Raw genomic sequence first — 13,116 nt, 5'->3', positions numbered from 1 at the left:
TTAGATCTCCATAATGGAAGGCATGATGTAAGGGCTCCGTCCAAGCTCGCGCTTGAAATAACGATTGAGGGTCGATGTTGTCATCTGCTCCCATGCAGACTCATCGTACTCCCGCTGCTCTCCAGCCTTGTTAAGATGCTTGCGCAGCATGGCTTCAGCCCGGCGCAGCAGCGGCTTCGAGTCCTGCATGTAAACGAATCCGCGGGTGATCAGCTCGGGACCGGCAATGAGCTTCCGCGTTTCACGGTTCAGGGTCATGGCAGCAATGACGACACCGTCGTGAGCAAGCTGCACGCGCTCCTCCAGCAGCTCCTTCTCGTGCGTGCGAAGCTCTCCGTTGTTAATATAGACATCTCCGGATGGGATGTTACGGCCTTTACGAGCCCCGTTGCGGAACAAGGAAAGGGTGTTGCCGATGTTCAGCAAGTAAACATGATTCTCGGGAACGCCCACATCCTTCGCCAGCTGACGATGATTGAGCAGCATCCGGTATTCTCCGTGAATCGGCACGAAATATTTCGGACGCAGGCTGCTGAGCATCAGCTTGAGATCCTCGCGGCAACCGTGGCCGGACGTGTGGATGTCCAGAATCGAGCCATATCTTACTTCAGCGCCAGCGCGCATGAGCAGATCGATGCTCCGGTTCACATTTTGCGTATTCCCCGGAATCGGCGAGGAGGAGAAGATTACCGTATCATCGGGATGAATCTGAATCGAGCGGTGTGATCCTGAAGCAATTCGGGTGAGAGCCGCGTTGGGCTCGCCCTGGCTGCCTGTACAAATAATCGCGACCTGATGGTCACGGTAACGGTTGACCGTTTTCACATCAATCAGCATGCCGTCCGGGATTCGGATATAGCCCAGCTCCTGGCCGATCGTAAACACCTTCTCCATGCTTCGTCCCACGATGGCGAGCTTTCGGTTCGTCTGTATAGCGGCCTCTACGACCTGCTGCAGACGGTGGACATTGGAGGCGAAGGTCGCGAACAGAATTCGGCCGGGGCTTTCCTGGAACTGCTTCAGGATGGACAGCCCTACGGTTCGTTCGGAAGGAGTGAAGCCCTCACGCTCACTGTTTGTGCTGTCCGCGAGAAGCGCAAGCACCCCTCGGCGGCCAAGGCTCATAATCTTATGAATGTCGGCCGGCTTGTCCTCTGGAGTAAAGTCGAACTTGAAGTCTCCGGTATGGACAATAGGTCCGTATGGAGTTTCAATGACGACGCCGAATGCATCCGGAATACTGTGTGTCGTACGGAAGAAATGCACGGCGAGGTGCTTGAAGCTGTATTTATCATTCTCATGAAACACCCGCAGATCGCTTTGATCCAGCAGGCGGTGCTCTTCGAGCTTCGCGCGAACGAGACCGATCGTCAGCGGTCCTCCATAAATAGGCATCTGAATCTGGCGCAGTACATAAGGAATAGCTCCGATATGGTCTTCATGTCCATGAGTCAGGAACAGGCCCTTGATCTTGCTCTTATTCTCAATCAGATAGCGGATATCGGGAATAATGTAATCGACTCCGCTCATTTCAGCATCCGGGAACTTCAATCCGGCATCAATGATCACGATTTCATTGCGGAATTCGACCGCATACATATTCTTGCCGATTTCACCTAATCCTCCGAGTGCGAATACACGTACAGGCGGGGAGGATGGTCTCGATGGCTTCGATTTGCGGGCAGGCGGACTTTGTATTTTATCATTTAATAATGGTTTGGACATAATGTGGTAATATTCCTCTCTATCGATAGTCGGTGGCGTGGATTTCCTTCATATTTAACAATATGTAATCCGAGACTCGGAAAAAATGAGCATCAAAATACGGGCGCGCATAAGACGCCATAGCAAGCGCTGGGCATGACTTCAGGACAGGATGGCAGCAGCTTAGCGTGAATAATCACACGGCTTGCATCCAAACTAAAAAGTTATATAGGGCAGCCTGGTTGTTCACGGTCTCTGTGTCCATTCAGGCGATCTTAAATCAATAGCTCATCTTATATATTTAAACCTTAAGGATTATGACGGAACAGAGGCGGTCTCCCATCGGAGAATATATGTCTATCCTGCCCCTTATACCAGAAATCTTACCTGAAGTTCCAGCATGAATCCGGTCGCACATGAAATGATCTTCATTCAGTTTACCATTTTTATAGCAGAGTGTGGTAGTGGTATATTGAGAATAATGCTCGAAGGCCCTTCTGATCAGCATTTCGTTGCACATAAGGGCACTGTTTTGTACAGCTACGAAGTCACAGACAGCAGCCGTAACTGCAGATATTCGGCATCTGCCCGTTACGGCTGTCAGATGAAGCGGTATGGCTTACTCAAGTCCCGGTTCTGCTTGCAGAAACAGTATTTATCAAATATAGCTACACTGTAATCGTGTACGTCCCCCGTTCATTTTCAAGCACGATCTGCCGTTCCTGAACCTCCGCCTCGCGCAGACTTTCCAAGGGAATCGAGAAGGAGCCGCCTGGCAGGGGAGCCTCCTCGACGTCGGTCACAATGACTCCGTTACCGCGGAGCAGCAAGGCCTGACAGGCCAAATAGTCATCAATGCTGCAATTGTTGCCGTCCAAGAGCTCCACAGAATCTACAGTTAACCTGATCTGATCGACATCGTCCAGCTCCCGCTTTTCAATGGTCAGCTCCTGCTGTTTATGGGAATCCAGCCACTGTGACACTTCTTTTAGCGAATGCTTCATCTCATAGCCCTCCTTCAAAAGTACATAATGGTGATCTGTAATCATTACCCCAATTGTCGGCTATTATTGCACCAGGGCTGCTTATGTATTCGTAGATATGCCAATCGCTGTTACAGTCTGTAAGGCATGGAGTGATATACTAGGGTGAGGAATGTAATGAATCTTGAACCCATACCCATGCAAAACGGGAAAAAAATATTGAAGGAGGAGGTCAGTGGATGAGAGCAAATACAATCGGTAAATCAGAGCTGGTTGTTGGAGAGATCGGACTGGGCTGCATGTCCCTGGGTACGGAGGAACAAAAGGCGGTCGCCCTTGTGCATGAAGCATTGGAGCAAGGGGTCACGCTGCTCGACACCGCCGATCTGTATGATGGAGGCATCAATGAGGAGCTTGTGGGCAAAGCGATCAAGGGCCGCAGAGACCAGGTTGTGCTGGCGACCAAGGTAGGCAACCGCAGGATTCCCGGACAGGAGGGCTGGACCTGGGATCCTTCCAAAGACTACATCCAGACGGCGGTGAAGGATAGCCTGCGCCGTCTTGGAACAGACTATATTGATCTGTATCAGCTCCACGGGGGCACGATGGACGATCACATTGAGGAGACTATTGAGGCGTTTGAAGAGCTGAAGCAGCAGGGCTGGATCCGCGAGTATGGCATTTCTTCAATCCGCCCTAATGTCATTCGGGAGTATGTGAAGCGGTCTGGCATTGTCAGTGTCATGATGCAGTATAGTATTCTCGACCGCCGCCCGGAGGAGGAAATCCTGCCGCTGCTGGCCGAGCACGGAATTTCGCTGATTGCAAGAGGTCCGGTTGCCAAAGGGGTGCTGTCCGAGCGTTACGAGGAAAAGGCGGTCAAAGGGTATTTGGACTACAGCCGGGAAGAGCTGCTTGAAACCGTAAAGCAGCTTCGGGAAGGACTGCAGCCAGGGCGTGAGCTGTCTCAGACAGGCATTCGCTATGCGCTTGCTCATCCGGCAACTGCCTGTACCATTCCCGGTGCAAGCTCCGCCCAACAGCTTCGTGATAACCTGCTGGCGGCTCAGGCCGAAGAGCTGAGTCCGCAGGAGCTTCAATATATCCAGGCTGTAAGCAAGCGGAATCAGTATGAGCAGCACCGCTGAGCCTTATCAGGGTGGACAACGGCTGGACACGCTGTTTTGTGCTTAACCCAATTCGCTGAGACTACTTTTAAAGAGGCAGTCCCCGAGTAGATTTTGGTTTAACGAGGCAATTCATTGGAATAGGAAGCAAAAAAGTAAAGACATGGCGGTGACTGGGAGATTAGTCCAGCACCGCCATGTCTTTATTGTGATCGAGGGCCGCCTTCTTCTACAGATTCCGAAGCCGTTCACAACAACAAACGAGGCCATCCCGCAAGCTCCTGGAGCTTTTGGGACAGCCTCATTTATGTGAGTTCTATTATTCTGTAACACCCGACAAGGTATTATGCGTATACGGCGGAGCCGGCTTTAATTTCTGCTCTTCTGTAAACGGACCGGGCTCGGCAGAGTACTGGAATTCGGCGCCGTCCGGGGCTTGTCCGGATGCCCAGCTGCCGAGGCTGCTCTCTTCGCCTTCTGAGAAGTTATAGAGTACGTGGGACATGTTCTGCTTCTCCAGCTCTGGCGGTGCCGTGCTTGGAACGATGACCCCTTCCTTCGCCTCCAGCTCCCGAATGGCGGCCAGCCACTGATTCTGGTGCATCGTATCCCGGGTGAGCAGGAAGGACAGCATGTCCTTAATGCCGCGGTCATCGGTCATTTCGTAGAGCCTGGCGACCTGCAGGCGCCCTTGGGATTCGGCATTCAGATTCGCCCGGAAATCGGCGAGCAGGTTGCCGCTCGCTACAATATATCCGGCATTCCACGGCACACCTACACTATTGACCGGCATAGCTCCAAGACCGGAGACGATCGCATGCTGAGGGTTCATTCCACCCAGAATCGATTCAATGACAGGGTTCTTCGCAGCCTCCTCCTGATCTTTGACGGGTGCGTCATCAAGCAGGCGGGCGATCATCGTTGCAATCATCTCCACATGACCGATTTCCTCGGTCGCCGTGTCCATAATGAGGTCTTTGTACTTGTCATGGCCGCGCGTGTTCCAGCCCTGGAACAAATATTGCATGGCCACGGAAATTTCACCGAATTGGCCGCCTAGTATTTCCTGCAGCTTCTTGGCAAACAACGGATCAGGACGCTCCGGCGTGGCTGGATTTTGCAGCACTTTTTTGTGAAAGAACATACTAAGGTCACCTCTTCATTTAAATTTGCTCATTGGCATGTGTTACTTACCCTTTCCCATATTTTTAAAACGATTCATGGATTTTACAGTTTAAATATTAAAAAAGCTCTCGTGCTACAATTCGTGTATTTCGCTGTACCTTTAAACTTTATCCCGGGTTGTATCGTTATAACCGTAAGAGTCCAGCACCGCTGGTAAACTCGTGATCATACCGGGCACATGAGAAAGGAAATTCTATGATTAGCATTGAACACGTCTCCAAAACCTATCGCCGCGGCGCCTGGGCGCTGCTGGACATATCGGCTGTCTTCGGGACAGGCATGACCGGGCTGCTGGGACCTAACGGTGCCGGGAAATCCACGCTGATGCGGATCTTGGCAGGGCTGGCATCTCCTACCTCCGGGCGGGTGACGATACGCGGTATCCCGCTGAGCCGGCCGGAGGAAATCCGGCAGTCCATCGGGTATTTGCCGCAAAATTTTCAGGTATATCCGCAGATGACGGGAAGAGATTATCTGGATTATATTGCGTCTATGAAAGGGCTCAAGAGCCGAAAGGAGCGCACAGCAGAAGTATCGCGCCTGCTGGAGGTGGTGAACCTGAACAACCACAGCGATCAAAAAATGCGGACCTACTCCGGAGGCATGCGCCAGCGGATCGGCATTGCCCAGGCATTGCTCGGCTCACCGGATGTACTGATTGTGGACGAGCCGACATCCGGCCTGGATCCGCGGGAGCGTGTCCGCTTTAGGAACATGCTGACACGCTATAGCCTGAACCGGACGGTGCTGCTCTCCACACATATCGTGGCGGACATTCAGAGCAACTGTCATGAGGTGGCTGTGCTCCATGAAGGCTCTCTCATTATGGCAGGCAGCCTCGCAGAGCTGCAGGCATGCGGGCGTGGCTTTTTGTGGGAAGCCCGTATGAGTCATGAAGAGTATGAAGCTGCTGATCCTTCTCTGATTCTGTCGAGCCGGCAGGAAGGGGAGCATATGATCTGCCGCATGATTCATGCAAGGCGGCCTTTCGCCGGCAGCGTCATGGTAGAGCCAGAGCTGGAGGAAGGTTATATTTCTTTGCTGCGGAGGGAACGTCATGTATAAATGGCTACGGCAGTGCCAGCTGGAGCTCCGGCTGTTACTGGGCAATCCCTTGTTCCTGCTGCTCCCGTTAATCCTTGGACTGCTGTTTCTGCTCTATATGGATCAGCTTCCGTTCTCGCAGTACCAAGGAGTATTCAGGCAGCTGTATGAACGATATGCAATCGCCCACACGCTGTCGCTGGGTGTGGTTATGCTGCTCGGCATTCTTATGATTCGCCGGGATGTCCGCAAGCCTTCCTTCGAGTGGAACCGGAGCCTGCCGGTTTCCTACTCGCTGATGCTGTCGGCCAAATATGCCGTGGGCCAGCTGTACCTCCTGCTCTATACCTTGCCGGCGAATACAGTCCTTTATTATGTATCGAGGACACAAGGGGTTGCAGCAGACATTGCAGGCAGAGATTTTCTGCATTTCATGATACAATCGGAAATTTCTTATCTGGTTACCCTGGCACTGTCTATGCTGCTGGCGGTGTGGATCGGCAATCGGGTTGTCTATCTCATCGGCTTTTGCGCCTGGATGTTTGGGACTTTTTTCATGGATATCTTTCTGATTGGACAGATTGGACTGGAGTTCCTGTCCGCATTTCATCTCAATCAATTCTTCCTGAACAGCTTGAATATGTCTTCTGAAGTGTGGGGCATTGCCCTGTATCGGAAGGAGCTGAATGCGTCCTGGCTCTTTGTGCTTGCCTTTACCTTGCTGCTGCTGTCACTCAGCCTGCTGCTGCTGAACCGGAAACGCCCGACGCGTTATCTGGCCTTCTGGACCTTATTGACGTTGGCGTTCATACTGCTGGCGACCGCGGCATTTCGGCCATTCCTTGGCTTGTGGCAGGAGCGTTATGAGGTGTATGAGCAGCTTCTGGCAGATCCTACTCTGCTCTCAGCAAGTAATCCAGATAATTACAAGCCGGACTTTTATCCGGAGTATGAAATCACAAAATATGATATACATCTGCAAAGACAGCAGGATGACTCACTTCAGCTGACTGCAGTGCTCAGCATCCCGCCATCCAGCGGGGAGAGCCGGCAGGTATTTCCGCTAACGCTGCATCGCAGCTTCCAGGTCGTCGATGTCAGCATCGAGAACCGCAAGGCTGAATATTACCGCCAAGGGGATCATCTGGACATCCTGCTGCCGGAGGGGGGCTCGGGGAAGCTGCAGGCTACAGTGAGCTATACCGGCAAGCCGAGAGATTATTTGTACCAGCCGCCCTATAACCGCTCCTTGTTCAGCGTAGGCTGCGAGGTGAACCTTCCTTCCAGTGCAGCCTGGTACCCGCTGCCGGGGGATCAGCCTATTTATTTTAAGAGCGGCATGAACTCCGTAATTTATAATCAGGCCATCGTGTACCGGCCACTGATTTTGCCTCCCGCACAAATGTCGCTGACCCTGGAGGGGTATGCTTGTCCTGTATATGCCAGTATTCTGGAGACCGAGCGTAAGCCGGGGTATCAGCGATTTGAGGGAGAAGAGACGCGGGGTGTGGAACTGTATGGAAGCCGGGATCTGCTGGAGCTGCCTAGCGACAAGATTCCGGTGACGATCATTACGACGCCGTACGATCGGCTTTATGCGGAAGGACTGCTGCAGCATTTGGAGACCCGATATGCCTACTTTGAGACATGGGTGAAGGACCTACGCACCAGGCGGGTTCAGATTATATATACAGACCATCCCTTTTATGCAGGGGGCGATCTGAAAGGTGATTTGATCATTTCTGGGAAGTATTATTATCAATATGATATAGAAAGTCTTCCCGGGGAATGGATGAATACGATATTGTTCGGGAATCAGACTGGACTGAGAGAGGAAGGGCTGGAGCAAGAGCAGGACGTCCGTCATTTGATCAGCAGCTTGTTCTGGTATCTCTATTACAAAGAGGAAAAAGGCTTGAGTGACGCGGAGCTGAAGCATTCATACGGCTGGGCAAGATCCGTACAGATCCTGCTTCATGAAGGGGATGAGACCACCGATCCGGATCGGCTGGGTAACAAGCTGGCCGCGCAGGCGGCGAAAGCGATTCAAGACGGCAGGACAGAGCAGCTGAAAGGCCTGCTGAATGAGTTCTACCGCAGCGGCTTGAGGCTGCCGGGCAGAGAAGAAGCATATTACCAGCCGGAGGCTCCGGTGTCTTATAAACAATGGAATGAGAAATGGGATGAGATGATGTCGGTGCATGAGAGGGGGGAAGAGCTTGATTAGTGACCAGAAGCTGACCGAGCGGATGGCTGAGGGAGATCAGGAGGCGTTTGAGCTGCTGGTGTCCCGTTATCACGGGCCGCTGCTCAGCTATGCCTCCGGCCAGCTGGGCGACCGCGAAAAAGCACAGGATATGGTTCAGGAAACGTTTGTGCGTCTGATTCGCCATTTGCGCCGCCACGGGGCGCTGGAGCACGTCAAGGCCTGGCTGTACCGGGTGGTGCTCAATCTGTGCAGAGATTATTGGAAAAGCGCAGCGTACCGCTCCGAGAAGCTGCCTGCAGAGGAGCTGCCGGATGCCGCAGATGAAACGGCAGGGGCTCAGGAGCTGCTGGAGCGGCAGGAAACCTCCAGGGAGATTGCCGCTTCCCTTGCGGCACTTCCTGAGATACAGCAAAATGTCATCTCACTTCGTTTCTTTCACGATATGAAGCTGCAGGAGATCTCGGGGCTGACCGGCCTGCCGCTCAGTACCGTCAAGACGCATTTATATAGCGGCCTTCGCAAGCTGAAGAGCCTGATGGCCTCCCCCCGTTCCAGCGCTTCTGTCCCGGAGCAGGACGCCCAGGCTCCTCCTGCCTCCCCGTCTTGCGCTGACGCCCGGAAAGAGCATTCAAGAACAAAACCAGAAAGCGAGGTGTATTCCTATGGCTCCCATTACCGATCCTGAGCTGCAGCGTCTGGAGGACGAGCTGAGAGAGCCGTTAACCCGTGCCATTCAGCCGCCGCCGACACCGGAGGAAACATCGCAATTGATTTCATCGCTGCAAAGCGAATTTGACCTGCTGAGAATGAATAATGCAACAATCAAGCTGGAATTTAATGCGGAGGTGGAGCCGCCCTCGCTGAAGCAGCTGCTCCTAAATCAGCTGCGCCTGAATCAAAAGTCCATTTTGCTTGCGGCCGCCGCTGTGTTCTGTATGCTGGTGCTGCTGATCGATCCCCAGTCTGCGACAAGCGGGATGAACGGCATCCCCGGCGGCTACTTCCCGCTGGTGACGCCCCTCCTGCTGATGTCTTCCATGCTGTTCAGCAGCCGGACCCGGGACCGCGGTATGCGGGCTGTAGAGCATATTACGCCGTACCCCCCATCACTTGTCCTGTACAGCCGGCTGCTGTCCGTTACCGTCATGATTACAGGGCTGGGGATTGTCAGTACATTTTTGCTGGGACTGCGCGCGGCTTCTGTGGAATACTCCTATTTCCGGATGGGGCCGTTTCTGCTGGAATGGATGAGCGTGCTCCTGTTGACCGGCGGGACGGCGATGTTCATGCTGTTCCGCAAGGGGATGGGATATGCTGTAGCTGCGGCGCTGTTAGCCTATATAGTCTGGATTGCTTTACTGACCGTGCTGACGATAGATAACGGGACGTCGATGTTGAAAACGCCTCTGGAGGTCCTGCTCCTTATTCTTGGAGGTGCGCTGCTGTACAAAGCCTACAGCCAAAGCCAGAAGCCGGGCAGCTCCTTGAAGGGAGGCGCGGTTCATGATTGACATCGAGGGACTGGAGCGGAAGGCGGGAACATACCGGCTGGAGGTGGAGCGGGCCCAGATTCAGCGCGGTCTGAACCTGATTGTCGGAGCCAATGGAGCCGGCAAAACCACGCTGATGGAGCTGCTGACGACGCTGCGCTCTCCGGATGCAGGTAACATTCGGTATCAGGGCAGAAAGGCGGCAGACGATCTGCCGCTGGTCCGCAGCCAGATCGGATATGTCCCTGCAAACATCGAGCTGTACGGCGATATGAAGACCGGGAAGCTGCTGCGTTACCTGGCTGAGCTGAAGGGCGTGTATTCCCGGGAGGCTGTGAACCGATTCATACGGGATTTTCGATTGGAGCCTTACCAGCGAACGAAGGTGAAAAAGCTGTCCCAAGGCATCCAGCGGCGGATTGCGGTCGTTCAGGCGCTGCTCGCGTCTCCCGCTTTTCTGTTTCTGGATGAGCCGCTGAATGGGATGGACGCCGAGGAACGCAAGTTCCTCATCACCTATTTAGCCCACTATGCCAAAGGGGGGAGAACCGTTGTGGTGGCGGCTCACGAGCTGAACGAGTGGGAGGAGGCGGCAGATTACGTGACCTGGCTGCACCTTGGAAGCATCCGGTATTACGGTCCGGTAAGGACATGGAAGCTGTGCGTTCCGTCGAGCGTATGGGAGGCCGAGGTGTCGCGGGAGCAGTTTGAGGAGATCGAGGAGCGCAAGCTGATTCATTTCCAAATGTCGCCCGGCGGCATAACGGTTCGCCAAATGGGACACACCGCGCCGGGGCCGGAATATCAGGAGAAGGAGCCGACGCTGGAGGACGCTTTTTTCCTGCATCTGGACGCGCTGGAGGAGAGCCGCTTCTGAGGTGAGGTGCAAATTGTACGCTGCAGGGTAAGAAACACGTACAACGACACCTTGAAGGGAGCGAGCTAAAAATGGAAGCTGCAGGACGAGCTGTTCAGGAGAAGGTGGCACTGGTTACCGGAGGATACCTCTCCTGAAGCCGGATACGGCTGGGGGAAGGTTCAGCGGGAGTCCGGCAGCTGATACTGCCGGCGGTATTCCCGGGGCGAGAGCTTGACCGTGCGCTTGAACATTTTGCCGAAGTGGGAAAAGTTCGAGAATCCGGACTGCCACGCGATATCCGTAATAGGAAGCTGACTTTCGCGCAGGAGCCGCTGGGCTTCCTGAATGCGAAGCAGATTAATGTAGTCGCTGAACGTGAAGCCGGTCGTCTGCTTGAACAATCGGCTGAGGTAGGACGGGCTGATGTCGTGAGCCTCGGCAACCTGTGTAAGCTGCAGCGGCTCGGCAAAGCGCTCATTCAAGTCCCGGACGATCTGCTGCATCGTGGGATGCAGCATTGGTTCAATATCCGCCGGCGTAACCGTGCTTGCTGCGACATTGCGCCAGGCGTGCAGCAGCAGCTCGGCCGTCCACTGTCGCAGCAGAAGCTCCCGTCCCGGCCGGGTATGCTCCATTTCCTCTACAATGCGCTCCACCAGGCTCCTTGCAGAATCACTGCCGAGGGCAGGCAGCCGCAGGATCGGAATGTCCCGCTCGAAGGGCTCCAGCAGCAGGCGGACCAGATGCGGCTCCAGGCTGCGGGCAAAAAGATCAGGCTGCAGGTAGAATACGACTCGCTCGTGGTCTCCTCGCCCGCTGTCCAGCGTCTTGTGGAGCACATTCCGGTTTACATATACCAGATCGCCGGCCCGAATCCGGTAGGTCCGGTCCTTCATGAAATAAATCCGTTCCCCTTCAATAAGATAATACAGCTCATAATGGTCATGAATATGATCCGTAGCCATGGAGAAATAGCCCACCCGGCGGTCATACTCGATACTAAGCCAGCCGGATGGGTCCTGATAGCTGCCTTGAACCGGTGTTTTCATCATTTATACCGCCTCCCTTGTACACAGATTATAGCAAAATAAGCGGCATTTATGGACTTCAAAGCATAAAATGCGGAGATATAAATGCTTATTTGTTATAGTCTGAAGCTAATATAAGAGGAGGCGATCATGATGAGTACGAAGAAACGTTATGTGCAGGTAGGCACTGGAGGCCGGGCGGAGTTTTTTTATGGCGCGCTTGCAGAGCATTTTCAAGAACGCTCGGAGCTTATCGCTTTTTGTGATAGCAACAAGACTCGGATGGTGTATGCCAATCGGCTGCTGAAAGAGAAATACAACCATCGTGAAATTCCTATGTATACGGCAGATCAGTTCGACCAGATGATTCAGGAGCATAAGCCGGATTATGTGATCGTGACTAGCGTAGACCGGACCCATCATCGTTACATTATCCGCGCCATGGAGCTTGGCTGTGATGTAATTACGGAGAAGCCGATGACAGTGGATGAAGAAAAGTGCCAGGAAATTCTGGACGCCTCCAAAAGAACGGGCCGCAACATCCGCGTTACCTTTAACTACCGCTACGCTCCCCACCACACCAAGGTGCGTGAGCTCATTCAGGAGGGAACCATCGGTAAAGTAACCTCGGTTCATTTCGAATGGCTGCTGAACACCCAGCACGGTGCGGATTACTTCCGCCGCTGGCACCGGGACAAGCGCAACAGTGGAGGACTGCTGGTTCATAAATCTACACATCATTTCGACCTCGTAAACTTCTGGATCGGTTCTCAGCCGCAAACCGTCTTTGCATTTGGCGACCTTATGTTCTACGGTAAAGAAAATGCGGAAGAGCGCGGGGTGACCGAGTTCTATAACCGGGCAACCGGCAGCCCGGCTGCAAAGGATGATCCGTTCGCGCTTCATTTGGATTCCAATGACCATTTAAAGGCCATGTACCTCGACGCCGAAGAAGAGGACGGATATCAGCGTGACCAAAGCGTATTCGGTGACGGGATTAACATCGAAGACACGATGGGCGTCATCGTTCAATATCGCAACAAAGCGATTCTGACGTATTCCCTCGTGGCTTATCAGCCATGGGAAGGCTACCGTCTGGCGATCAACGGCACGAAGGGCCGGATTGAAATGTCTATTGTCGAGCAGTCCTACGTGAACTCGGGCGGCGACAAGAAGCTTGAGGGCGCCTTAAAGGGCAAGACGCTCACCGTACTGCCTATGTTCGGCGCACCGTACGAGGTTGAAGTTGAAGAGAAGGAAGGCGGCCATGGCGGCGGGGACCCTGTCCTGCTGAATGACCTGTTCGGAGAGCCGGCGGAGGATAAGTTCCAGCGTGCGGCGGACCAGATTGACGGTGCCAGATCCATTCTGACCGGGATCGCCGCGAACAAGGCCATTGCTACCGGATTACCGGTACATGTGGATCAGCTTGTTAAATTTTAAGACCACCTTTTAATTCCGATGAAAATAATAGGATTTGACTCTTT

Annotated in this window: 11 protein-coding genes; 7 read left to right on the top strand and 4 right to left on the bottom strand. The window is 53.6% G+C overall.

The features are described 5' to 3' along the window. Window positions 1–1,725: a ribonuclease J1 gene (gene rnjA, locus E6C60_RS17670; RefSeq protein WP_138227026.1), complete on the bottom strand. Its 1,725-nt coding sequence runs from the start codon at window positions 1,723–1,725 to the stop codon at window positions 1–3. Window positions 1,726–2,372: 647 nt separating this feature from the next. After that, window positions 2,373–2,708: a protein YmzB gene (locus E6C60_RS17665; protein WP_138227025.1), complete on the bottom strand. Its 336-nt coding sequence runs from the start codon at window positions 2,706–2,708 to the stop codon at window positions 2,373–2,375. A gap of 218 nt (window positions 2,709–2,926) precedes the next feature. Here E6C60_RS17665 and E6C60_RS17660 point away from each other — a divergent pair, with 218 nt between their 5' ends. Then, window positions 2,927–3,835, top strand: coding sequence for an aldo/keto reductase (locus E6C60_RS17660; protein WP_138227024.1), 909 nt, complete (start codon window positions 2,927–2,929; stop codon window positions 3,833–3,835). A 298-nt stretch (window positions 3,836–4,133) separates the two neighbouring features. Here the strand turns inward: E6C60_RS17660 and E6C60_RS17655 are convergent, their stop codons facing one another. Then, on the bottom strand, window positions 4,134–4,958 hold the full coding sequence (locus E6C60_RS17655) for a manganese catalase (protein WP_138227023.1): 825 nt from the start codon (window positions 4,956–4,958) through the stop codon (window positions 4,134–4,136). 236 nt (window positions 4,959–5,194) lie between these two features. On the opposite strand from E6C60_RS17655, the gene E6C60_RS17650 reads away from it, so the two are divergent. From E6C60_RS17650 to E6C60_RS17630, 5 genes are read left to right on the top strand one after another with little or no spacing between them, the layout of a single operon-like run. Beyond that, window positions 5,195–6,064 carry an ABC transporter ATP-binding protein gene (locus E6C60_RS17650; protein WP_138227022.1) on the top strand — a complete coding sequence of 290 codons (870 nt, stop codon included), beginning with the start codon at window positions 5,195–5,197 and terminating at the stop codon, window positions 6,062–6,064. Beyond that, window positions 6,057–8,270, top strand: coding sequence for an ABC-2 family transporter permease (locus tag E6C60_RS17645; protein WP_138227021.1), 2,214 nt, complete (start codon window positions 6,057–6,059; stop codon window positions 8,268–8,270). Before E6C60_RS17650 ends, E6C60_RS17645 begins: the two co-directional genes overlap by 8 nt. Then, window positions 8,263–8,937, top strand: coding sequence for an RNA polymerase sigma factor (locus E6C60_RS17640; protein WP_138227020.1), 675 nt, complete (start codon window positions 8,263–8,265; stop codon window positions 8,935–8,937). Before E6C60_RS17645 ends, E6C60_RS17640 begins: the two co-directional genes overlap by 8 nt. Then, entirely contained in the window at window positions 8,915–9,763 is an 849-nt protein-coding gene (locus tag E6C60_RS17635) for a hypothetical protein (RefSeq protein WP_138227019.1), read from the top strand. Before E6C60_RS17640 ends, E6C60_RS17635 begins: the two co-directional genes overlap by 23 nt. Beyond that, entirely contained in the window at window positions 9,756–10,619 is an 864-nt protein-coding gene (locus tag E6C60_RS17630) for an ATP-binding cassette domain-containing protein (RefSeq protein ID WP_138227018.1), read from the top strand. The genes E6C60_RS17635 and E6C60_RS17630 overlap by 8 nt, the downstream gene beginning before the upstream one ends. Window positions 10,620–10,780: 161 nt before the next feature. On the opposite strand, the gene E6C60_RS17625 is transcribed toward E6C60_RS17630, so the two are convergent. Beyond that, window positions 10,781–11,653 carry a helix-turn-helix domain-containing protein gene (locus tag E6C60_RS17625; protein ID WP_233281051.1) on the bottom strand — a complete coding sequence of 291 codons (873 nt, stop codon included), beginning with the start codon at window positions 11,651–11,653 and terminating at the stop codon, window positions 10,781–10,783. A gap of 129 nt (window positions 11,654–11,782) precedes the next feature. On the opposite strand from E6C60_RS17625, the gene E6C60_RS17620 reads away from it, so the two are divergent. Continuing rightward, entirely contained in the window at window positions 11,783–13,072 is a 1,290-nt protein-coding gene (locus tag E6C60_RS17620) for a Gfo/Idh/MocA family protein (RefSeq protein WP_138227882.1), read from the top strand. Window positions 13,073–13,116: the final 44 nt, after the last annotated feature.

Origin of the sequence: Paenibacillus algicola, assembly GCF_005577435.1 — a bacterium.
Taxonomy (GTDB): domain Bacteria; phylum Bacillota; class Bacilli; order Paenibacillales; family Paenibacillaceae; genus Paenibacillus_AQ; species Paenibacillus_AQ algicola.
This window is presented reverse-complemented; position numbering and strand designations above follow the sequence as displayed.